General features: G+C 41.4%; 22 protein-coding genes. All 22 read right to left on the bottom strand.

The features are described 5' to 3' along the window. Positions 1-30: 30 nt before the first annotated feature. Positions 31-3,450: a CD3337/EF1877 family mobilome membrane protein gene (locus D5F11_RS23020; RefSeq protein WP_126646666.1), complete on the bottom strand. Its 3,420-nt coding sequence runs from the start codon at positions 3,448-3,450 to the stop codon at positions 31-33. A 115-nt stretch (positions 3,451-3,565) separates the two neighbouring features. Beyond that, positions 3,566-4,204 (bottom strand): hypothetical protein, encoded by a 639-nt coding sequence (locus tag D5F11_RS23015; protein WP_120118564.1) that lies wholly within the window; start codon positions 4,202-4,204, stop codon positions 3,566-3,568. 85 nt (positions 4,205-4,289) lie between these two features. Next, positions 4,290-6,875, bottom strand: coding sequence for an ATP-binding protein (locus D5F11_RS23010; protein ID WP_120118565.1), 2,586 nt, complete (start codon positions 6,873-6,875; stop codon positions 4,290-4,292). 17 nt (positions 6,876-6,892) lie between these two features. Continuing rightward, positions 6,893-8,245, bottom strand: coding sequence for a TcpE family conjugal transfer membrane protein (locus tag D5F11_RS23005; protein WP_185830874.1), 1,353 nt, complete (start codon positions 8,243-8,245; stop codon positions 6,893-6,895). Between the two features lie 96 nt (positions 8,246-8,341). Beyond that, positions 8,342-8,566, bottom strand: a complete 225-nt coding sequence (locus tag D5F11_RS23000) for a hypothetical protein (protein WP_120118567.1) — start codon at positions 8,564-8,566, stop codon at positions 8,342-8,344. Positions 8,567-8,702: 136 nt separating this feature from the next. After that, positions 8,703-9,953 (bottom strand): conjugal transfer protein, encoded by a 1,251-nt coding sequence (locus D5F11_RS22995; RefSeq protein WP_120118568.1) that lies wholly within the window; start codon positions 9,951-9,953, stop codon positions 8,703-8,705. Between the two features lie 37 nt (positions 9,954-9,990). Then, a complete protein-coding gene (locus tag D5F11_RS22990; RefSeq protein WP_120118569.1) occupies positions 9,991-10,215 on the bottom strand; it encodes a hypothetical protein in 225 nt (74 codons plus the stop codon). A 462-nt stretch (positions 10,216-10,677) separates the two neighbouring features. Further along, on the bottom strand, positions 10,678-11,229 hold the full coding sequence (locus D5F11_RS22985) for a hypothetical protein (RefSeq protein WP_120118570.1): 552 nt from the start codon (positions 11,227-11,229) through the stop codon (positions 10,678-10,680). Positions 11,230-11,356: 127 nt separating this feature from the next. Continuing rightward, on the bottom strand, positions 11,357-11,728 hold the full coding sequence (locus D5F11_RS22980) for a hypothetical protein (RefSeq protein WP_120118571.1): 372 nt from the start codon (positions 11,726-11,728) through the stop codon (positions 11,357-11,359). 65 nt (positions 11,729-11,793) lie between these two features. Continuing rightward, positions 11,794-12,219, bottom strand: coding sequence for a DUF5348 domain-containing protein (locus D5F11_RS22975; protein ID WP_120118572.1), 426 nt, complete (start codon positions 12,217-12,219; stop codon positions 11,794-11,796). Further along, positions 12,216-12,833 (bottom strand): thermonuclease family protein, encoded by a 618-nt coding sequence (locus D5F11_RS22970; RefSeq protein WP_120118573.1) that lies wholly within the window; start codon positions 12,831-12,833, stop codon positions 12,216-12,218. Before D5F11_RS22970 ends, D5F11_RS22975 begins: the two co-directional genes overlap by 4 nt. Further along, the gene (locus D5F11_RS22965; protein WP_120118574.1) at positions 12,833-13,690 is read right to left on the bottom strand and encodes a DUF6612 family protein; all 858 of its coding nucleotides are present in this window, start codon (positions 13,688-13,690) and stop codon (positions 12,833-12,835) included. Before D5F11_RS22965 ends, D5F11_RS22970 begins: the two co-directional genes overlap by 1 nt. A gap of 63 nt (positions 13,691-13,753) precedes the next feature. Continuing rightward, positions 13,754-14,128 (bottom strand): hypothetical protein, encoded by a 375-nt coding sequence (locus D5F11_RS22960; RefSeq protein WP_126646665.1) that lies wholly within the window; start codon positions 14,126-14,128, stop codon positions 13,754-13,756. A gap of 78 nt (positions 14,129-14,206) precedes the next feature. Then, positions 14,207-14,581: a hypothetical protein gene (locus D5F11_RS22955; RefSeq protein WP_120118576.1), complete on the bottom strand. Its 375-nt coding sequence runs from the start codon at positions 14,579-14,581 to the stop codon at positions 14,207-14,209. Between the two features lie 21 nt (positions 14,582-14,602). Next, entirely contained in the window at positions 14,603-15,652 is a 1,050-nt protein-coding gene (locus tag D5F11_RS22950) for a ParM/StbA family protein (protein WP_120118577.1), read from the bottom strand. A 60-nt stretch (positions 15,653-15,712) separates the two neighbouring features. Next, positions 15,713-16,189: a metal-dependent hydrolase gene (locus tag D5F11_RS22945; RefSeq protein WP_185830873.1), complete on the bottom strand. Its 477-nt coding sequence runs from the start codon at positions 16,187-16,189 to the stop codon at positions 15,713-15,715. A 349-nt stretch (positions 16,190-16,538) separates the two neighbouring features. Next, a complete protein-coding gene (locus D5F11_RS22940) occupies positions 16,539-16,721 on the bottom strand; it encodes a hypothetical protein (protein ID WP_120118579.1) in 183 nt (60 codons plus the stop codon). A 48-nt stretch (positions 16,722-16,769) separates the two neighbouring features. Beyond that, positions 16,770-17,048 carry a hypothetical protein gene (locus D5F11_RS22935; RefSeq protein ID WP_120118580.1) on the bottom strand — a complete coding sequence of 93 codons (279 nt, stop codon included), beginning with the start codon at positions 17,046-17,048 and terminating at the stop codon, positions 16,770-16,772. 37 nt (positions 17,049-17,085) lie between these two features. Next, positions 17,086-17,520, bottom strand: a complete 435-nt coding sequence (locus D5F11_RS22930; RefSeq protein WP_185830872.1) for a helix-turn-helix domain-containing protein — start codon at positions 17,518-17,520, stop codon at positions 17,086-17,088. Positions 17,521-17,750: 230 nt separating this feature from the next. After that, on the bottom strand, positions 17,751-18,407 hold the full coding sequence (locus D5F11_RS22925) for a helix-turn-helix domain-containing protein (RefSeq protein WP_120118582.1): 657 nt from the start codon (positions 18,405-18,407) through the stop codon (positions 17,751-17,753). 61 nt (positions 18,408-18,468) lie between these two features. After that, a complete protein-coding gene (recD2, locus tag D5F11_RS22920; protein WP_120118583.1) occupies positions 18,469-20,712 on the bottom strand; it encodes an SF1B family DNA helicase RecD2 in 2,244 nt (747 codons plus the stop codon). Then, a complete protein-coding gene (locus tag D5F11_RS22915) occupies positions 20,705-21,673 on the bottom strand; it encodes a transcription termination/antitermination NusG family protein (RefSeq protein WP_120118584.1) in 969 nt (322 codons plus the stop codon). The genes recD2 and D5F11_RS22915 overlap by 8 nt, the downstream gene beginning before the upstream one ends. Positions 21,674-21,718: the final 45 nt, after the last annotated feature.

The raw sequence follows: 21,718 nt of genomic DNA, 5'->3' as shown, positions 1-21,718 counted from the left end.
GAGGACATGCCTTCACGCTTTTTCTCAACATTAATTTGTTTTATCTTCTTCCGTGTTTCTTACATCCTGTTCAGGATTCAACCGTTCTGTTTCAGGAATACGCGATTGCGTACTATTATTTAGATTACTTGAAGCAGGTTTTGGTTGAGACGGTTCCTGAATCGTTATTTCGGTTTCAATTGGTTTGGTTTCTTCAATTGGTTTGGCTTCAAAAGAACTTCCTCCAAAGGAACTTTGTTCAAGTGGCTTGGCGTCCATTCCCTGCCCTTGCATAGAAGTGCTATTCATAGATGAGCCTTCCAAAGATGAGTTTTCAATGGAAGAACCACTCATGGATGAGCCTTTCATTTCACTTCTGTCCATTGGCGAAGTTTTCATCTTCGAACCGCCTAACGGATTTGATTCAAGTGGCTTGCTTTCCACCTGATTGTTGCCGAGTGGATTATCTCCCATCGGTCTCGATTCCATTCCCCCACCTTTCATCTCATTCTCACCGAGAGCCTTGCTTTCCATTTGACTATCGCCTATTGGATTATTGTTTATTGGAGAATCTTCAAATTTATTAGCGCTCATATCATTGCTTTCTATCGGCTTGGTATCCATTTGGTTACCACTTACCGGATTATTGCCAACCGGGTTTGAATTTATTTCCTTTTCTGCAAGAGACTCGTTTTCCATTGGTTTTGTGTCCATTGTATTTCCTTGCAGTGGGGTTTCCCCCATTGGTGAAACATCCATATTTGTTCCGCTCATTCCTTCACCTTTCACGGAATTTTGGTCAAGTGGCTTTGCATTCATATCGCTCTCATTGAGAGAAGTTGAATCTATACGTCCGCCAGTTGTCGTATTTCCGGTTACAGGAGTGGAATCCAAACCTTTTTCGTCCAACTTTGTCCCATCGAGAGAACCATGTTCCATCGGTGGAGCATTTGAACCAGATGTATCATATTTCTGACCATCCATCGGGCGAACTTCTGACTGCCTGCTATCGAATCCTGCGGTTTGCAATGGATCATTGCCGATAGGCATGTTTTCCAATTGGTTAGAATTCTGATTGTTTGCCCCGCCATGAGTTGGACCATTATCCATTGGACCATCTTGCTCAGGTCTAGAATCGGGTTTAATTGTGTCCATTGGTTTGGTGTCCATTGAACCTGTATCTGTAAGTGGTTCTTGGTCGAAAAGTGATTTTAATTCCATATCCTTATTTTCCATTGGGACGGATTTTACCGTAGAAGGTTGGTCGTCAACATTATCAGCCGCTTTAATTTCAGGTCTTGCATTTGCAAAGACACGTTCGTGTGACTCGTAGTTGGCATCCTGCATCCGTTGCTGTTGAATACCATTAGCGAATTCACTTGCAAAATCACCCTTGAATTTTCCTTTGTCGAATTGTGTTTGCATACGAGCGTACTGTGCTTCCATTTCTTCCATACTGACATCTTTCAAACCTGCTTTTTCAAGGCTTCCGACAACATCCAATGTAGCATGATGTGCACCTTTCTCATGGAAGAATCGGGCAGCGTTCTCGGATGTTTCCGTAGGCTTTTGTTCCCTTCCGAGTATGCGTTGCTGTTCTTTCATCCGGTTTTCTGCACGCTGTTCTTTTATCCCGGCTGCCATTGTTTGAGAGAAATCTTTGTCTAACTCTTCCCCTCTTGCATCTTTCGCCATCTTTTCATACTGCTCTTCAATTTCTTTCTGTGAAACATCCTGCAAACCATTTTTCTCAAAGGCGTCTATTGTATCCTTGATTGTCTGATCGTCAAAACCTTTTTCTTTCATGAATTCAGTAATATCTTCTTTCTTTTCCTTATCAATTTCAAAGTCAATATTCTTTCTGGCATCAGACAATTTACTGAGCTTGCTAAAATTAGCTGCACGAGACGTTGCAGAAGCAACTTCTGCGACTCCTGCTTCGCCTGTAACCGCTCTGCCTGCTGTGCTACCGATAGAAGCTCCCATAGCCGCTCCTGCTGGACCTGCCACTGCCGCTCCTACTGCTACTCCTGCAACTGTTGCTGTACCTTGTACACCTTTTTTGGCAATGGTAAACGGATTTACAGGTCCAGATGCTTCGCGCAAGCCTGCGATCATCTGTGAGCCGGATGCAAAGACGTTAGAAATCCTCTTCCTTAAAAGGAATAGTGTTATAAATAACACGAAATGAAATACTCCCACTGCGATATAGTCGATGATTGATTGCGCGTTGTAACGTTGTGCAATACTCATTGAGAATAAAGCATCCGAAAGCACCAACAATAGTACAGTAAAGAATGCGAAGAAAACTTTGAGCCCAAGTGGAATCACAAATTCAATCGCATACCGTTTAAGTACCCCGAAGAAGCCTGGAATTGAAGCAACTAACAATGCAAAAGGAGCGATAGCCGCAATAATGAGAAACCAAAATTGTAATACGATCAAGAGTATCGCAAGCATGAAAATCGGCATGGAGACGATTCCGTTCACCACTAGATAGAAGGCGCTAAAGGATAGCCGATCCAAAACGGAACTGTGAACCATGAAATCATTGTTATGACCCGCGACTTCCTTTGTCAGCACTTTTTCATAACGGTCTTCACCGGTAGGTGTTTTCAGCAAGTCCTCGATCCTGCTCTTCCCAATCTGGTTTGTGTCATGAGTACCGTATTGCATATAAAGATATGGACGATCGACGAACATTGTCCATAACGAGTCTTTCATTGTCGTCTTCGTATCACTATCGACAGAAATGTTGCTGTTTTCGTTCCATGTCGTCAAACCGATGATATACCGGGTTGCATCATGCGTAATGCTCTGCGCACCACTAATGAAAGTTGCATAGTTAGAGAACAGTAACAATGATAAAGATAGCGTAAGGACCGTTTTCATCAATGCGCCGATGGATTCAAGGAAAGCACGACGAATGACGAAGACATACAGCATATAGAGAACTGCAATGATAGCCACCATTTTAATCAAGCCACCAAACAAGCCTCCACCGAGGAACTTACCACCCGATATGCCAGTCATATTTTGGATGCTGTTCTGTAGCTCCTGCACCAAAGCGCTGATAATGTCGATGTCAAACGCGAAATCAAGCACCATGATCATCGTGTTTGTCATAAAGAGGTTCATCTTGAATGCCATATTGACGATCATGTTCAGGAACGTGTTGAACTTATCCATAAAATTCCCAGTGAAGTCCGTCCAACCAAATAGCTTATCCTTGATATTTTCCCAAACGCTATCTTCCCGCACCTTTTTCGCATCACGTTCCGTGACAGAATCTAAATAGTAATAGTTTTTGCCTCCTTCCTTAAATTCTCCCATTTGCTCCCGCTCAAAAGCATCCACAATTCCCTGATCGACCCGTTGGGAATCCATTTCAGCAAAAGCGGGCGCGGGTGAAGATGCACCGACTCCCCAAACGAAGACAAGCAACATGAGAATCAAGAATGCTTGTTTCAAAATAGATGTTTTCTTATGTTTCATAGAGTAAGGGGAAAAAAGAAACTCCCTACCATGTAGGGAGAATCCTTCTTCACACCTTTTACCTCCTTTCTAAATTGCAGAAGTGTAAAGGTTAATCATTTTTTGTTAGGTTTCCTTCGCCGTCAAAATAAAGTGTTGAAACTGTACCACCGTGTTTCTCAATCCCTTGAGGGAAGACTTCACTGCTACTTAATCCGTAATTCTCAACTTTCCACTGACCACTTTCATCCTTGACCAATGCCACATTCGTGGACACCGCAGCCATTGCCCCGTGCTTGTATACATACGTCTGATAGTACAATTTTTCAAACTCATCATATTCGGATGAATAACGGACGAAATAGTATTCATCAACATTCTCATCGAATGGTCCATTATTCTGTGCTTCCAATGACTGCCGTCCATTTCCTTTTTGCTTTTCATCGCCCGCTCCACCCGAAAGAAAAATGGATTCCAATATGTCGAGATCACCTTCGAAATAGGCGACGATAAATTGATGAATCACCTTATCAGCATCCTTGAATTTTTCGTTCATTTCAGCCCGCATTTCTTTGTCACGCTGCAACTCATCCTTTGGTTCTTTTTCCTGTTTCTTCACCTGGTTTTCCTTCTTTGGAGCTGGCTGCTCTCCACCAGATGAACCTGCACATCCGCTTATGACAAGTGTACATCCTGCTATCAAGGCAATCCCGAAAGCCCGGAAGTTGATTTTCTTCTTATTCATTTTCATCTTCATCAATCCTTTGCTTGTTTTCTAGTTTACAAGCATTATAGGACATCCTCGTCCAAACAGACAAAGGATTGTTAGGAAAGACTTACCGCACACGTTCTTTTTCGCGTTCCCTTTCTTCTTCGGTCGATGTGGACGAGTCGAACGCATTCAACAATTCTTCAAAGACTGGATTGATACGAATGACGGCGGAACGACCATAGATGTCTTGAAACAAAGCTTCCCCGCGGTCGAGCCGTTTGAGCGTGTCGATGTTCTCCTGCGTCCTCGGCAAGTTCAAATAATCAAGCATTTCTTCGCATTCACTCGTCTTCCGCAAACCGAAGCTGAACTTCATCCCAATGTTGGCGACATCCTGCCCGTGGTCGGAAGCATTTTGAGAACCTTTCATGAGGGTCGTGTTATAGTAGCGCCCCATCCGAACGATAAAATCCATCAATTCTGATCCGATTGCACTTCGTTCGATGGCACTGGCTTCGTCTTGAAGGATATATTTATGGACTCCACGCTCGCTATTGAACATATATTGCTTTGTCCATGCTGTTATGGAAATCATAATGGCTTCCGAAATCATATGGATTGGACGTTTGTTTTCCAATTCGCTTCCTCGTGGGAGATTCAAGTTCTGGATCATCAATACTTGAATTGGCTGTTCATGTTGCAACACTTTGTAATTTTGTCCAACTTCCCCGAATAGCAACAAGGACAATTGATTTCGCTTCAATGTCGTCAGTGTATTCAACAGGCTTTCTAATGCTAAATAACGCTGATCGGACATGTTTGCGGGTCGGTTGTCATAAAGATTATGCAAGTAGGACATCACAACTCCAATACATGGATCTTCATGTTGTGGTACAATTTCAACCGCTTCACTTAAAATACTGTAGGCTACATCGTCTATACTGACTTTCGCCAAATAAGATAGGATGTCCATAGTGATGTCCTTCGCTTCTTCCATACTCGTACTAGTACGGAAAGGATCAAGTGAACCTGCATCGTTAGGGTCAGTCCCTAATGTCCAAACCGAAATGTATTCTGGGGGAATAAACGGCAAGCCTTTATCCCAATCCATCCTATCGCCTTTAGGGTCGATAACCAGACCTTTAGAACCTGTGAGGGTAGCGAGATAGACGAACAAGTTCATGAAGAACGATTTCCCTTTCCCTGTCATCCCGGCAACAAGAACAGAAATGGAATCTACAATATTTCCAATATCGAATGCCTTCGCTGCTAAATCAGGTTGAACAAATACAGGTTTCGATAATCTTGAAGTATGGCCGATATAGAATCCACGGTTATCACCAATGTTTGTTGTTGCACCGAACATCATGCCGCCAAGAATACCCGGCGAAACTTCGATCTTGTAATCCTCATGCATTTTCTTAGAACCCGGAATCATTTCAAGTAACAAAGGAATCTGGTAGCCATATGGCGAAAGGACTTTCAGACCGAATTTACTCATTTCGTTTCTCAACATATCAACACGTGTTTTTAGTTGTTCCTCATTTTCTGCTGTTACTTTCAAAACAAACGAACACGCATAACCTGGATACCCCGTCTGTTGGAAATAGTTCTCCATTTGGACAGTTCCCTGCTCTGACACTTCAACGTTCATGTCAACACCCTGTCCGCCTTTCCACGCTTCTTTACGTTGGTCTTGAATTTCAAGTTTGGCATTACTAAGTCGTTTCTTCACCATTTCATTTGGTTGGTGATCTGCCCGGATAGAAATTGTAACAGGGAACGGCATCCTCAATTTGATATAATAGAGCCATTCAAAACCCGGATGAAAATGGACATCGCCCATATCAGCGATAACAAGATGCTGACAGAGCAATTCTTCAATTTCGTTATCGTCTGTGATACGACTTAACAAAAGCTCTTTCGGGTTAATTTCCTCGATATTAGTCCCTTGCAAGTCGATGAAATCTCTCTTATCGCTTCGGATCGCCTTATGCTTGACGCCTTTCTTATCAACCCCCTCAACAACCCTTCCAGACGCAAACCTATTTCTCAATTTTACGTCAGAGTTATTGTTCCGCGTGCTGAACATCTTTTCTGCAATGTATACCGCCTCCGCTGTCGTAACACGCGAAATGCGAGATGAGAAGGCATTTACAAGTGTCGTTTCGATCGTTGCTGCTTGACTACGGTATGCTTGTATTTCACTTTCAAGAATATCGTTCGGGTAAAGACCAACCGCCTGATACACAGGTGAGTTGAAACCGTTGATAAAACTCTTGAACGCATTAATTGTGTCTATCCCAACATTCCCGGACGTATATTTGTTTCGTTCCTTGTTCAATTGAACACCAAGATAATCATGATATTCACTAGATTCATTGAGTTCCTTTTGATCTTCAAGTGCTGCTTTTACCCGCTTCATAAATTCGATTCCATTTTCTTGGAGAGGGTAATTTTTTCGTTTCATTTCTTCAATTGTTTCGTCCAATATACCCCCAATATCAGTTGGATTCGGTATGGAGAGAAAATGCAAATCAAGTCCAATGTTCGTGAAAAATGACATTTGCTGTTGAAATGGAACACTTTTTTCATCATCGTCTAAAAAATCATAGTTAAATCCGTCAATTCTAAAATAGGCCCATACGGTGTTATCGTGGGCAAACACAAGATTCCCGTCAATGTGTTTAATTGGAAAATCAATCTTCAAAGACCCCACACTCCTTTTTATAAAAGTCTCCGTTTTTTCTTCATTTGATTACGTTCCGTGCGTGACCCGACTTCCACTAACTCTTTTTCTTCGGAAGGTGTTTCAACCTTTATCGGATTTAGGCTAAGCAATTCGAACACTTCCTTCTTCACTTGCTCCTTATTTTTTTCCTCTTTGCGCCTAGCGATGAGGGGATTGAGTGGTTTGAGGGTTGTCAATATAGCTTTGCCTACCGGTTCCTGTTGCTTTGACTGTTCTGTCATGTTGCTTTCCATTAGTTTTTCAAGTGAGACGACCTTCTGTTCAAGTTCGGACAGCCGCTTTGATTCCTCTTGTTCAGCCTCTCTATTTATGCTTTCCGACGTATGGGCTGTATCCGACTGTTTCGGTTCTTCGTAAAAATGGGTTTGGGTAGACAAATCGTTTTCTTTTTGATAAATCGATGGATCTGACTCACTAACTTTCGTCTCTTCCTGTATTTCGGTTTGGGCGTTTATCTCATCGATTTTCGCATGTACTTCTATTGGACTAACCGGGCGGACAGCTGTTTCTTCGTTGATCTTTTGTACTTCTTGAACATCAACTATTCCTTCATTAACCGGTTCAGTTACAAAAGAAGTTTTGATTTCGTCCAATTGTCTTCGAATGACTCTTTCTGCTACTTTGACTTCTACTTTTTCCGACTCCATTTTTACATGTGCTTTTCCTGTAGGAACCGGAATTGTTTCTAGTAAATCATTTTTTTCGGGGACGGATACCCGTTCCTTCGTCACATTTAGTGAAGGTTCTGTAGAAAAATTCGGTTCTTCCACAGTTTCCTTCTGTTCCTTTCTTTGCTTTGCGAATTTCTCTTTATGTTTTTTCAGACGTATCCAAGGAGAAGATTTTGCAACTTTCTTCTTAGGCGCATCAGTTTCAACTTGTTTTGTTGATTCCAACGCTAATTCTTCAAGTGCCTTTACTTCTTCGTCTGAAACGGTATAAGTAAAATAGTTTTTGAATTGGTAGACCGTCTCTCTTGGAATTTCTTTCCCACGGTAATACGTCGTCTTTGTTATAAAATTCCTAACCTGATAACCAATAAACGAACGGAAAAAGTAGATTGGTGATCGGTTCTCCGTACCGACGTCGGCAAGCAACCATGCGAGGCCGATCGGAATCAGGACCAGTACACCCTTCGGCATCCAGTTAATAAGATTTCCAAGATACGGAAGGTTATAGAAAACGATAGTTCCGACACCAAAGACAATTCCATACAAAACTGCCTTCATCCGTAATGGTCGTCCTAGTTTTAAACCAAAAACCTGATAGATTTTCTTTTCGAATTTCAAAAAGTTGTTCAGGACATATAACGGGATTCTATTAATCACCATTCACCACCTGTTTTAGTTTTCAAAAACAAAACAATGGGAATCTATAACGGATTCCGCCGTTACAAACTCCCATTGCTGTTATGAGAAGATGCGTTATTTTCCGCCGAAATTGAGCAATCCTGTCAGCCATTCAGCAAGTGTGATAATTAAGTCAGGCTTCACAATGAACATACCAATAAATGCAAGTCCGATGACAACACCGACCATCGCGATCCAAGCACGCTTAAAAGCCGTGACGATTAGCAAGACTAAGAGAGCGATGAACAAAGCCCATTTTACTTCCCCTGCTAACCAATCGAATAAGTTCTCTATTGACATATACCAACTAACTCCTTTCAATCGTATTCATTGAAAAATATAATTTGTTTTTCATTCCCAAAAACCGTATTCTCACAACCGCAGTATGAATGTCTTATATTGACAGAACCACCCCCAACAAAGGCAATCAAGGAAATTATTCTTCCGTAGATTGCTCTTCCAGTTCTTTTTCTACTTCATCGCCTTTTTTATTGTCTTCCGACGAATCTACATCGGTTTTATCTGCATCTTGTTCCGCATCGTTTAGCATATCGTCGATATATTTTTTGCTGTTGAGATGCATAACCACGAAACGATCCTGTTTCTCTGCCACGACAATTTGATAGTTTGATGAATATTCAATTCCGGTATCTGGCTCGGCAAAGATGACCGTAGCACTTACGACTTTTTCTTTTTCGTTTCTACCTTCATAAACTGTGACATTCTTGACCGTGACAAACTCCATAGTCTTGTTTAATCCACTTTGACGGCGTTCATCATCGAAGAGATAACTTAGCTTCTCGCTCGAATCGTTTGCATAGGCTTCAAAAAATGTATTCAGAAAATCTTTGACAGCGTTTGTTTCGTTTCCAACAACAGTACGCAGGTTGTCCGTTTCCATTTCAGGACCGGATGTATTCGGCGTATCTTCGAAATAGGTGAAGCTTGGAATCTGATAGATTACAAAACGATTTTGGTCTGCATCGTAATACAAATGAATTGTCACAAACTTTTTCTTTGTGATTCTTTTAACAATTCCTTGTTCATTCACCACAACATCCATGCTGTCAGGAGATAGATTTTCTACAGAATAGGTATCTTCCCCGTTCTCGCCAAGTGCACTTTTTTCCTTTTCAATCGCAGCAAGCGTCTTGTCATAGGTAATGTTTACTTGATAAGTCAGAATGGATTTGTTGTCGCCTAGATCCTGCGCTTCTTTCAAAAGGACTGCATCTCGTTTCAACGAAGAATGCCAGGTCTTCCCTGTTATTCTTCCAATCTGGTCAACTATATCTTTTGATACAAAATACGAAAGCGTTGCATTCCGTTCGTTTTGGTCCAGCGTATCGAGGTTCCACGTAAAATATTTCGAAAGGAAATCCTTCGAGAATTCTACAGCTTCCGTCGATACTGCTTTACTTGTAGTCGGCTCGTTAAGAACCATCGCTTCTGTCTGTTTCTTACCCCCTCCCGAGTTCACAACTACAATTAAAAACATTAAGACAAGCATCACCCAGAAGGTAACAACACCAGCTTTTCGTGCGCGATACCCTTTTGGCTTCTTTTGTTTTTCCTTTTTCTTTGCATCGCTTTTTCGTTTTTCATTTTCGTTCATTTTCAGCGCGACATCTTTGATTTTTTCAAACTTGCTTACTTTTTTTGTTCTCCGATGAGTAAGTTTGCTCAATTATTTACTCCTTTCTCGCCATGCTATTGACGTAGATTCAAATTTTCTTGTTAGATGAGCCAACCAATATAACGACAGCCACAATAATCATGAGTGTTGCGGCAGTTCCATACTTAACGATAGACATTTCATACAGATTAGTAATGTGCATCTTGAACTCTTCCCACAACGGCACGAGGCTCGGAAACTGATCCAAAACTATATTACCGACGACCGCGATCAGGAAAATCATGAAGATAATCCCGAGCATCATCCTGAACATGCACGTTCCTCCTTTTCAAAAAAATATTTATTTATAGGGACTGCCTGTAAATTTACATGTCAACCACCACCAATGAGCAAACATTCGATACGCTGTAATTAAATAACGGGATTACCTTCAAGATTTATTGAATGTTGCGCCCCCTGTGGTAAAGAAAAAGAAGAGGATACTTTCATTCCCCTTCTCCATCTCACTCGCCTATCCACTTTTAGGGATGAAAAACAGAATATCCTGTCACATCGCTTCCACTTGCTTCAATTTACGGCAGACCAGATATGCGCCTACTCCTGCTACCGCAACAAGTGATAGCAAATATCGTTTCTTCAACCTACCCCTCCCCTTCGACTTGCCTATATGTTGTTATTTTCATTCTAACAGCCATCACCGATAGCAAAGTCTCTAAAAAGTATACGGAAAAATAGATTCAAAGAAAAAATGCCCGACCGATTTTGGCCCGACATTTTATTTGCTAAGCATATATGGAAACTCTTTGCGGATGATCCGCATGGCCTGTTCGGCGTTTGCTGCCCGTCCCTGACGAATAAATAAGATCATCGCTTCTAACACCTTTTTGTTTTGGAACTCTCCCGGGATCGTGCATTTCTCATTGAGTGCTTTTTCGATCGTGGCGTAGTTATGTTCCGCTGCCTTTGCGAACTCAAAACAATTCAAGAACTCTCTGTCCCGTTTCCCTTTCAATACATTTATCCGTTTCTTTATGGCATTGTATACACGAAAGCCAAGTAATACTGAAAGTGCGACGCAGCCGCCCATAAAGAAGAATAGAGGGAACCAGATAAAAAGTTCCCGCATTGGACGGACAGTTGAGTTTAGCAGGAAGAAGATGAATGCAGAAGCACCCATTGTCGAGAGAACAATCCGTAGTGTCGTATTTTTCTTTACGATCCCTTTTTGCAGAAAAGCGTCTACTTTCGCTTTCCATTCCTCCCTTTCTTCTCTGAACATTTCTTTCAGCAGCACCGCCTTGTACGTTTGCTCTAACGTCATCATCATCACAACCAACTCCTTTTTTATTTTTGATCTTACACCTATGGTAGCACCATCTACAGGCATTCAACCAATTATCGTAAGGAGAACTTTCAACGTCATAAACTAAACGTCTTTAGTTATGAAAACAAGACTAATAGACAAGATATTGCGGTTTACATTCCTGTATCAAATACCCGAGCCATATTTTCCCAATTTTTGTATTCAAAAACTTTTCCGACAAGTTGATGCTGTTCCAATGACGGATGATGCCCCACTCTATGAACCAAAGCACAGAAAAGGCATCTGAAACGATCACCTCCTTTCCTTTGATGATGGTTTCAGCCGTAAATTCGTGAATGCTAATATCGCCGTTGTTCTTGCATGTATGCACATCCACCTTTTGCACAAGAACCTTTAATGGCCCGTGCTCCCTTTCCATCGCTTGTACGGCTTCTACTACATTTGGCTTCCACTGCCACTTGTCTAAATGAGGGAATGCCAATTCCTTATCTTTTGATTCCAACTTCTACACTCCTAATTCAGTCAAAATGAAACAAGCAACCCTTCTGAATAAGGTTGCCTGTTCTGCTATCGACGGATTCTCGCCTTTCTACCTTCAAGTTCAAGACTTGGCTTGTCGAAGGCGTAATAATCCTCCTTGTGTTCAATGCGGGTAAATAGATAATATCCACCTGCTTGTGAATCGTCATCCTCTACCCAAATATCAAGGTGAGAACCGCTTGACAATTCATATCCCCCTATCGCATATCGACCATTACTTTTCTTTTCCAAATAGCCCTCTATGAAAGTTGTTTTACTTAACTCTTTCATGTAGTTATGTGCTTTTTCAAGAGCTAACTGACTTTGGTAAACCAAAAGATATTTTTGGTATTCCTCGATGTCAAGAATTGCTGCATTCGTATTGTCGAACATTTCGTCAGTATCTTGTAAAAGAGTCTCAATTTCCTTTCCAATCTTTTTATACTGTTTTACGATTTCCCCCAGATTACTCATTTAGCTACCTCTCCTTTTGGTTGAATGACAGACATGTCAAAACCTTTTTCGGTCACATATCCCGCAACACCCCAAATACCAACTTTTTTCTTTTTCGCTTTTTCCTCCGCCTTCTTAAACTCTTCAAGATACTTTGTGTTCGGTGGATAAACATAAGCTACTCGTGCATAGCCTTTCTCAATCATGTGCTGATTGAAATTCACACCATCGACCCAAATATAGGCAAGCAACCGATCGTAATTATCACGCTCCGGGTTCCCGATTTCGACAGTAACCTTCCGGCCTTCCTTTAAATATTTCTTGGCATATTCTGATGACTCCTTCCCTAACCATTCAGGTTCCTTTGAGGGATGGACGCTTTCTGGAGTATCGATCAAGAGAAGCCGAATACGTTCTTCCTTGCCTTTCAAATCTCCTTCTGAAAAACGAACAATGACCGTATCACCATCCACAATTCTAGCTATGGAAGCTTTTACTTTTCGTAATTGTAAACTATTTTCTTTTGATGGCGGAATAATTTCAGAAGGGGCTTCCTCCCCTCCACCTTGCAGAAGAACTCCCATTAGAATGAACAGTACGACCGCCGACAACAACGCATTTGGTAACTGTTTCATTACTTATCGGATTCTTCCGTTGCAGGTTTCTCTATCTGCAACTCCTTCGCTCCTTTCTTTACTTCTTCCGGTAGGCTGACAGTCGCCTTACCATAGTCGCTTACGGTAAGCAAGGCATCCACATGGACATCCCCCTTATCTCCTTTTTCCTCACGTGCAACGCCAGACATATCAAAGATATAGTGAAGAGACTTCAATTCATTACTGTCTTTGTCAAATGTGAAATTCACATCCATCTTATTAATTTCCGCACCTTCCGTATTCATGAGCCAACTAGTCACTGTCTTATATTTCTCGATTATTTCTTTCTTGTCAGCAGCAAAAACGAAATGGTAGGCCCCATCTTTTTCCCTCACTTTAAAATCATCAATATTACCCTTGAAGGCATTGAACATGTCTTGGACAAAACGGTAATCTTCATTAATGTACTCGTTTCCTGGCTTTACTTTATTCCAGCTTTTCTCGGTCGTCTCGTTTTCAAAAGCATGATAATGGTATCCGTCCACCCAATACATTTCAGTTTGATATTCTCCAAGAGGGGCGATATTAGCTTTTGTAATGATATGAGCCATGACTGGATCTTTCATGAACTCCGTTTCTTTTGTGATGGAACCGGAATCTTCTTGATCGCCAATTTTAAATGTCTGCTTGTTCTCTATGACAAACTTCATACTTTTTGCGTCTTCGAATTTCGTTTTAGCTTGTTCAAAAATCTTTTTCGCATCCTCATTCACTTTCTTTGCGACATCTTCCGTTTTTGTATCTGTCTTTGGTGCATTTTCTGTATTGCTGCATCCAACCAACCCTACTGCAAGTACACCAACTGATAAAACTTTCAACCATGTTTTCTTTTTCATTAATACCATTAACTCCTTGTCTATTGTTTTTTCTTATTAAGTTATTAGTTTCATTACATTTCCTTACATAACCTTATCCGTTTTCCATCCCTTGCTTTGATAAATTGCATTTAAAAAGCCATTCAACTGTTTCGGATTGGAAAACCCGAGCGCATGTTGAATGGATTTCTTTGTCGCTCCCTGTTCGAGCAAATATAGGACTTCATCAGCTGTTAACTTTTTTCCTTTAGAAAGAAGAAATTCGATGTTTGTATCCTTTTCCCAAAGTTCGGCTCCTGCACTTCGCATCCTCTTATATATTGGACACTTCCCACATACCGACTGATAGGAATTAGGTTCCTCTGGGGCAGCATCGGAAATCACCTGCCCATTCATTGGACAGGCGTCACATACTTTAAAACATCTGCTTATTTCCCTAAACAACCTTTTCTTCGCCAATCGCGTTTTCTCCTTGAAGCCACTCTCTATCTTTTTTCTAGTCTTTGCATCTAGCATGTATATCTCCCTTCCGCATGGCTACTCTATGCCGCCGAAAGAGGAAAGAAAGGCTTGTGCACTGTTTCTGATGGCGTCTTCCGATACGACACCCTCCCGTTCCTCTCCTTCTGTTGCAGACTGACTTGGAGCAACCTTGATCCCTTTGCGTAATTCCTTTAATAGCTCTTCATGTTGCAATTGGTATGATTCTTTGAAATCAAGCAACGCTTTTTTAAGCTCATCCAGTTCTTTTTTCTCTTTCCGTTCTTCATTCATCATGCGATATGCGTATTTGAGCATATTACGAATCATTTCACTTTTTTTACTGTCCGGTACATTTTCAAGCATTTGCCCGAGGTCTTCATCGTCATCCGTTAATCGAAAACTATACCGCCTTTTCCAATTCGCAGTCATCGTCGTTCACCGCCCGCTACCTTATTTCCGATGATTAAAAATGGAGTTTCCAAGTCGCAAGTACCCAATCGCATTTGCGAATTGGCTTTCTTGAATCTTAATCAGCCGTTCATCAAAAGGTTTTTGAATGAATGGTTCGAATAACTCGCCTCCACCACCAGCAAGGAAAATGGCATCGAACAAATCCGACTCTTCTCCCCATACATTTTTAAGCCGGTCCACGATATTCATAGCAATCGATTTTTTACTGGAATGGATAACATCCTCAAAATCAAGTGTCTTCCCTTTGTATGTCAATCTTTCTTCCTGCATGACCCGATTCAAGTGAAATTCATTCAAATCCGCGCCGCCTGATTGCACCTTAAAGGCTTGTCTAATATCCCGAGTCAGGTTAATAACACCATCGTCGATTGTACCGGACAGTTTGGTCATTGGCATAAATCCGTTGTTCTCCTGAATTTCAACAACCACAAAATCTGTCGTCCTATATCCAATGTCGATTAAACCGATAAGTGCTCCTTTTTTCATGTATTGAGGATATGTCAATTTGCCTTCATGGTTGAACAATGCTGCATATACTGCCGATGCCCCTTGGGGAAACACAAGTGCATCTTCAATGTTGATCTGCTCGGTACGTCCAGCAAGGGAACCAGATACCCATTCAATTGCAGGATGAACGCCTTTGATGGACTGTTGAAAATCCTTTGCCTGTGCACCATAGAAATCAAGTGGCAGCCCTGTTGATAACTTCACAGAACCATTTCCACCTTCTGTCACAAGTTGAATGGCTGTATTCAACAAGATATGAGTGTACAAATGGTTAAACCTCTCCCGTTCAAAAATCCGAGACAAAGATCGAGACTCCTTTGCCAATTCTCCGACGAAATAATTTTCCCCTTTATACATGACGTTCATATTTGAATGTGTGTTTTTTTCCTCTCCAAACATGTTCGTAAGTCCTCGATCATGTCCTTTACCAACGAGTGATGGAAACACGACCCTCTTACCTGTTGATGACATCGCTTTAACCCAACCATATCCTAAATCTACTCCTACATAAATCGTATTCACGCATTTTTCCTCCCTTTCGGTCACTATCAAAATAACTTTGTCTCTCTCAATCTTCTCTAATCAATTAGCCAAACTCAAAAAATAATCAGTGAAATCTTTCCAACCAAAAAACAATAGCATTAAAACCATAGCGACCCGGCAAATCCGGTCGTTTACAAAGAACACGAATGGAGATACCTTCATACCAACTGATAGATTAAAAGGGTAAAACAATTTAACTCTACCTGTCAGCATATCCCCCGCAGCGTGCGCAAGAACCCCTGCCGCAAACGCAAGACCCACATTCATGTTAAAAAACAAGGATAATGACAATCCTGTTGCTATGGCAAACAAAAGTGAATGGGTTAGCGTTCGATGTCCAACCAACTGATTAAGCGGAAGCGATACGGGAATTAGGATTTTTCCGAATTTCGATTTTGGTTCATCAAGATCCGGGAGAATACCGGCAATACCACCGATTAGTCCACCTTTCCAGTCACCACCCGTTATCATGTATCCAGCAACAACACCGGACAACATATGCGTTTGCCACTCCATCAGTAGGACGTCCTCCTTTCGGGATAGGTTCCCACGCATTCTTTCTCCAACGATGGCCTGTTGAAAAGCCTTTTATCCTCTACATGCGCAGTTGTATCTTTGCAGCGATAACACCATAGATGTTTAATATGCCCGTCCTTTTTCTGTTTCCCTTTGTGCCGGAACATCGGGTAGACGTTGTCACATACGCTGCAAATCAAAAATGTTTCAACCGTCCTTATATTTTTCCGCCCCAATGACTGTCACCTCCCCTTTATTTGTTTTACCTCTTTGTTTTTTTTCGGGGGGATTGCCTGTAGTTGGGCAAGGGAATGGCGATCTTCCCCCTGTACTTTCTAATTCCTGAGTCTCATTTCTTGAAAGTCTGCTGGCTCCTGCTCACTTTATCGTTCAGCTCGTCATAAAGTTTTTCCAATTCCGCATCCGAAAGATTTCGGTAGAAATCCCTGCTATAATTTCCCCATACATAGCACCATTCTTCCAGAAACGCCCTATCCGACAACAAAGCTGGATCTCTATCATCTACTGTCATACAACCCCCTCCTTTCCATCCACACAAAAAGGGGCGACCCTTATCAGGTCAATCCCCTTGTTTGCATGTTCTTTTCACTGGACCTTCGGAAGTACCGCTAGATTCCTTGATTTTCGTTTCCTGATAGAAGTCGGTAACTTTGAAGACGAATATTCCGCCAAGCAGAAAGAATAAGATACCGCCAGAACATATGCTTAATATCAGGTAAAAGAGAAACAAGGCTTTCACTTGTGCTGCTGAAACAAGTAAAGTGTACGTTAGGTACGTCCCTAAAACGCCGGATAGTAAACCGACTGTATACGCCCATATTAATGTGCGATTAAACATTCGCGAAAACCAACCACCCCCTTTCCGTTGATTACTGTTATACCTTGAAAGGTAATTTATCCATGATTGAGTTACGGACCGGTTCTGCGAAAAGGTGCTTGATGAATAATGGAACTGCACAAGACGTTTCGCCATAGAACAGTATATTAGGATTAACGAACACCTTATATTGAGCCGTTTTTGAATTGGCATTATTGTTCGTTTCCTTTTTAAGTAACCCTTTTCTTTCCAAAGCTCCAATTAATCGGTTCGTAGTTTCTCTAGACATCTCCAAACGTTGAGCCAACTTACTTTGAGTAAGATACTGGTTGCCTTCTCGGTTGATGCAATTCTCGGCATCGAGAACAGTGGATAACCGGAACAAAAACGCCATTTCCGCATCTGTGAGGTATTTCTGTTCAGTAAAATAGGAAATATTGGGCGTCACGAAGGTTACGACGTTGGAGTCCTTTTTTGACTCTTGGATAACCAAGTAAACCAACTCCTTACCTTTTGTCTGAAAAATTAAGAATTGGACTCTATATATAAGAGTAAGAATAGCGCCATTGAAGCGAAGCGCGAAAAACCGCACGAAATCAACATTATTAGCCATTTTAAGGTGTGACTTTTAAGTCACGCGAGCGTGATTTTTAAGTCACACCCCCAACGCACTATTTTGGCGTAAATTCTAATGTGTGAAAAAATAATCACACTCCTAAAGGCTCACTTTTTCTTACTTTGTTTCTTGTATTTCAAATAAGTGGAACGACTCAATATCTTCCCCGCTTTTTGATCATGGGTATGCCAGACTTTCCATTCAAGGAGGACTTTGTTTTTTTCGATGTAGTCATATTCCATTACCATGTCACAAAGCATCGGATCAATTTCGTCTTTGTTGCCTTTGTACATGATTTCGGGATTCACGAACAAAGGACGAGCATTGACATTCCTTTTATAGAGTTTGATTTCTCGTGCGCTGACAATCTCATACATCAATCCCTTGTCTAACATCTTCTTTATCGTCCTGCTTAGGGTTTCTCTTTGGAACCCTAACACGTTTGCAATTTCGGTAATGGTCATAAAATGATCTGTTTCGGGATGTTTGACGGCATTGGACCCCATTGCAATAAATGGAGAGAGTGCCGACAAAAAACCAAGTTCATTCATTGTCATATACTTTTCTTTAATAAGTATGTCGATGTTTTCATGGAACATCTGAACAAAAGGCGTTTTGTTCTTCTTTTTAATTTTGTATAAACCGTATCCCATTTGATTCGCTTTCTGCTCTTGCTTAGCTACTTCACTTAAATCGACACGCCTTTCGGATTCGCGCTGTCTGGCACGTTGTTCTGCAATCTCAAATTGACGTTGTAGTTTCATTCGTTTCCACCTCTGTATTCCCTGTGTGTATTCCACGGCGCAAAATAAAAAGGAGTCAACATCATCCGTTGACCCTTTCGCTTTCCTTATAGCGATTGTTGTAATTGATTTCTGTGATGATCCGTTCCGATAATCGACTATTACGTTTTGTGATTTTATCGTTTGCGATTGCCATATTCATTGCTCTGTCCGTTCCAATGAAAACGGCCTTCTCCTTCGCCCTCGTCAAACCCGTATACACAAGATTCCGTGCAAGCATAATGTAATGGCTTGTAGTCATAGGAATGATGACAATAGGGGCTTCTCCGCCTTGCGACTTGTGTATCGTAATAGCGTAACCGAGTTCAATCTGATCCATATCCCCACGCTTATAGGTCACGTTCCTGCCACCGAAATTAGCAGTGAGGATTTGGATGTGTTCATTTAATTCCGTGTCGAAATGTTTGTCGATGGCACGAATAATGCCGATGTCCCCGTTGTATACATCCTTATCTCGGTTGTTCTTCTTTTGAAGAATTTTATCCCCTACACGAAAAACTCGGTCCCCAACTTTCCATTCATTCGTATAGACAGTCTTCGGATTGATGGTATCTCGCAACATCTGATTCAATGTGATGGTTCCAACAGGACCTTTCTTCATTGGACTTAATACCATAATGTCAGATAAATCATACCCAAGATTCATAAAACGAACGACGCTTAAAACAGCGAGCTGCGCAATATGTTCTGGTTGTTCCTTTCGAATGAAATAGAAATCGTTTTTGGTTGTATCAATCAACAATGGCTTCCCTTTATTAATTCGGTGAGCATTAGTGACAATTTGGCTTTCCTCTGCCTGTCGGAACACATCAGTAAGCCGGACTGTCGGTATACCGGCTTGAATCATATCAGCTAGGACATTACCAGGATTTACTGATGGTAACTGGTCTGTATCCCCGACAAGTAGAATCTTAGTGTCGTCTTCCACGGCTTGCAGGAGCAGGTGCATTAGGTGAAGATCTACCATCGACACTTCATCCACTACGAGTAAGTTTGCAGGGAGTTTATTATCATTGTTGTATTCAGGTTTGTCTCCGGGACGGTATCCAATCAAACTATGGATTGTTTTTGCTTCTTGTCCAGTGACATCTGAAAGCTTCCGGCTTGCTCTTCCAGTAGGAGCAGCAAGTGCTATTTGTGCTTTCGGATAGACGGATTTAAACACGTCAATCATTGCCTTAACCACAGTAGTCTTGCCTGTCCCGGGTCCCCCAGTCAATATGAGCATCTGTTCAAAAAACAGCCGTTTGACGGCTTCTCGCTGTTTTTCTGCAAGGATGATTCTATTCTTTTTTTGGTAAGTCGTAATCTGCTTTTCCAAAAAAGACATGGCTTCGCCACCCCGCGAACCTCTCAATCTTGAAAGTTTCCGGGCTAAGCTTGTTTCATAATTGAATAGTCGTTTTGGATAAATACTACCGTCTTCGTCGATGACAATGGTGTCGCCGTCGAGACGAAGAACGCTTTGTTCAATTTCTTCCATTGTGACAATATCATCCCCGGAGGAATGATGATTAAGGGCAAGTTCGACTTGCTTGAACAATTCATGTTCTTCCACATAGCAATGCCCGGAACTATAACATGTCTTTGTTAAGACGAATTCCATGCAAGCATCAATGCGGAAACTCGAAATCGGAAGTATTCCAATTTTCCTTGCAATTTCGTCAGCTTTAAGAAAGCCGATATTGTCGAGTTTTATCAATTCATATGGATTTTCCTGTATAATCGCGGCAGCATTCGGACCAAATTCCTTATAAGCTTTCATGGCTACTTCCGCCGTAATGCCGTATACGAGCAATTCGCTAATGACTTTTTGAACTTCGAACGTCGAACGAACACTCTCTACAATCTTGTTTCGCCTTTTCGGACCAATACCCCTGATTCCTTCAAGGCATGATTCTCCTATTTCACCAATGATGTCAATAGCATTTTCCCCTAACTTTTCATAAATCATGACCGCTTGCTTAGGGCCACAACCTTTCACAAGAGGGGAAGCTAAAAAAGCGATGACTTGTTCTTTTGTCTGTGGAATAGGTCGTTCCCATGTTTCAACTGCGAATTGCCTTCCATATTTAGGATGAGTTTCCCATTTTCCTTTGATTGCTATTTCTTCGCCTTTTTCCACACCGTACAGACTACCTTTTATTTTGATACGTTCTCGTTTATCTGTTTCCATATAACCAATCAAAAAGTCTTCTTGCCTGAAAACCACGTCTTTTAGAGTACCTAAATGTGATTCAGGCATGAGAGCTTGTTCTTCATTCATGATACACACACCCTTTCTCGGTAGATTCACAGAGCAAATCTTTCAATCGTTCCAAGAAAAGATGGCGGTCTTCCATCACAAACACGTTCTGTTTCGAAGGAATTGAGGTATTGGGATAAACAGTCTCAAAAAGGGATAGTGGCATTCGGATACGCTTTTTCCTTTGCCGCACTGAAACATTTATGGATTGTATTTTTGAGTGGATGGGATTACCTGTCCACTTCTCTTTTTGTCTTTGGCTATATTCGGAAAGTATATCTTCGATTTCTTTCTCGATAGGTTTCCTGTAATTATCCAGTCTGTTCAGCAACCATTTTTCTTTTGGGCTTCCGATAACCTCGTTTGCTTGTTCGATTAGTTCGTGTTTTACTTGTTCATCTTCCTCAACGTCAGAAAACTCGTCCAATTCGATTTCAATTTCAGGCGAAATATCGATTTGTGTGAAAAAGGAATCCACTTCTTCTTGCGGTACATTGTTTTTACTTGGCAGTCCAATGATCTTTGGGATGCTATAAACGATGTGCAATAAGTCACTAGGAAAACGGCTTATATTTTCATGAGTTTCAATGAGAATATAACCATTTAGGACCGACCCGATCCGCTTGCTTCCCTTACGCAATTCTTTCAGTTGTTTCGTAAGTGCGCGGATATTTTCTCGGTAGGAGTCAAGAAGTGCGAGCGTATCTGCATCCTCGTACCTTTTCATGGCTTCGCAAGCATGGCGAAGGTTTGACAATCCCGCTTGCAATCGTTTCGCGTGAAGATGTTCAGATATTTCATCGCGGTCGAGTTCAGTAAGCTCTTTTAAGTCTTCACTTGTCTGATAGACGGACTCCACTTTTTCCATTGCATAGATACTTTTGACTGTTCTGTTGTTCGTTCTTGCCAAAACACTCTGCAACATTTCTTTGGCTTCAATTTCAAATCCTGTATGAACTTGCAAGACAAAGAAAGATCCCATTTCCAACCACCCTTTCTTTTAGTGTTTATGCTCTTATGTATAGGA

The sequence above is a fragment of the Siminovitchia terrae genome, assembly GCF_003605405.2.
In the GTDB taxonomy this organism is placed as follows: Bacteria; Bacillota; Bacilli; order Bacillales; family Bacillaceae_C; genus Siminovitchia; species Siminovitchia terrae.
Note: the sequence above shows the minus strand (reverse complement) of the source record. Positions and strands in the feature narration are given on the sequence as shown.

Excerpts from the sequence above, each read along its gene's own strand:
- D5F11_RS23015 (WP_120118564.1), bottom strand. The coding sequence starts at position 4,204 with ATGAAAATGAATAAGAAGAAAATCAACTTCCGGGCTTTCGGGATTGCC.
- D5F11_RS23000 (WP_120118567.1), bottom strand. The coding sequence starts at position 8,566 with ATGTCAATAGAGAACTTATTCGATTGGTTAGCAGGGGAAGTAAAATGG.
- D5F11_RS22990 (WP_120118569.1), bottom strand. The coding sequence starts at position 10,215 with ATGTTCAGGATGATGCTCGGGATTATCTTCATGATTTTCCTGATCGCG.
- D5F11_RS22985 (WP_120118570.1), bottom strand. The coding sequence starts at position 11,229 with ATGATGATGACGTTAGAGCAAACGTACAAGGCGGTGCTGCTGAAAGAA.
- D5F11_RS22975 (WP_120118572.1), bottom strand. The coding sequence starts at position 12,219 with ATGAGTAATCTGGGGGAAATCGTAAAACAGTATAAAAAGATTGGAAAG.
- D5F11_RS22970 (WP_120118573.1), bottom strand. The coding sequence starts at position 12,833 with ATGAAACAGTTACCAAATGCGTTGTTGTCGGCGGTCGTACTGTTCATT.
- D5F11_RS22965 (WP_120118574.1), bottom strand. The coding sequence starts at position 13,690 with ATGAAAAAGAAAACATGGTTGAAAGTTTTATCAGTTGGTGTACTTGCA.
- D5F11_RS22955 (WP_120118576.1), bottom strand. The coding sequence starts at position 14,581 with ATGACTGCGAATTGGAAAAGGCGGTATAGTTTTCGATTAACGGATGAC.
- D5F11_RS22945 (WP_185830873.1), bottom strand. The coding sequence starts at position 16,189 with ATGGAGTGGCAAACGCATATGTTGTCCGGTGTTGTTGCTGGATACATG.
- D5F11_RS22940 (WP_120118579.1), bottom strand. The coding sequence starts at position 16,721 with ATGACAGTAGATGATAGAGATCCAGCTTTGTTGTCGGATAGGGCGTTT.
- D5F11_RS22935 (WP_120118580.1), bottom strand. The coding sequence starts at position 17,048 with ATGTTTAATCGCACATTAATATGGGCGTATACAGTCGGTTTACTATCC.
- D5F11_RS22925 (WP_120118582.1), bottom strand. The coding sequence starts at position 18,407 with ATGAAACTACAACGTCAATTTGAGATTGCAGAACAACGTGCCAGACAG.
- recD2 (WP_120118583.1), bottom strand. The coding sequence starts at position 20,712 with ATGAATGAAGAACAAGCTCTCATGCCTGAATCACATTTAGGTACTCTA.
- D5F11_RS22915 (WP_120118584.1), bottom strand. The coding sequence starts at position 21,673 with ATGGGATCTTTCTTTGTCTTGCAAGTTCATACAGGATTTGAAATTGAA.